Here is a 601-nt window from a genome sequence, read left to right on the forward strand (position 1 = left end):
GCTGCTCCTCGTTCGCGGCTTCTTCGGGGGCTCGCGCCAAGGCAGTGGCGAGAGCCCACACCCGGACCCACTGCTCTCTTGGCCTTCTGGTCGAACCAGCGGGAGAAGTCGGCTGGGCGAGCAGGTCGGCCTCTAACAGGTTGGGTAGGAAGCCGTAATACGACGTCCCGGCTACGGCTCGCCGAGGCTGGGACGGAGCACCGTTCGAAGACGCCAGCGCCTGGTAGAGCTCATTCAGGCGTTCATGCAGCCCGTGATCCTGCGGATTGAGCGCTACGGAGACCCCAGCAAAGCCCAAGGCGCCGACGACGTCACCGCGGAACCGCCGGTCGAGGGCAAGCATCAGCCACGGCTCTGGGTCGTCGGGGTCCTGATGCGCAGCGACCGCGAAGACATCGGCCGTGAAGTCGAGGCTTCTGCCGTGCTGAGCGGTGATGCGTCCGGCCGCCTTCAGGGCCTCTTGGTGGCGTGGATCCCATTGCAGGGCGGTGAGGTAGTCGAGCAGTGCCTCCCCCGCCTCCTTCTCACTGTGCCTGCCGCACTCCTCGGTGATCTGCCCGTGCTTGGCATAGATGCTGCCGAGGCCAGGCTCCCAGTCGAG

Annotated in this window: 1 protein-coding gene; it reads right to left on the bottom strand. The window is 66.6% G+C overall.

What is annotated here, in order from left to right; translation table 11 throughout:
• A partial coding sequence (locus ABD323_RS43910; RefSeq protein ID WP_344447598.1) for a tetratricopeptide repeat protein occupies positions 1-601 on the bottom strand: 601 nt, incomplete at both ends.

The organism is Kitasatospora nipponensis, from assembly GCF_039528135.1.
In the GTDB taxonomy this organism is placed as follows: Bacteria; Actinomycetota; Actinomycetes; order Streptomycetales; family Streptomycetaceae; genus Kitasatospora; species Kitasatospora nipponensis.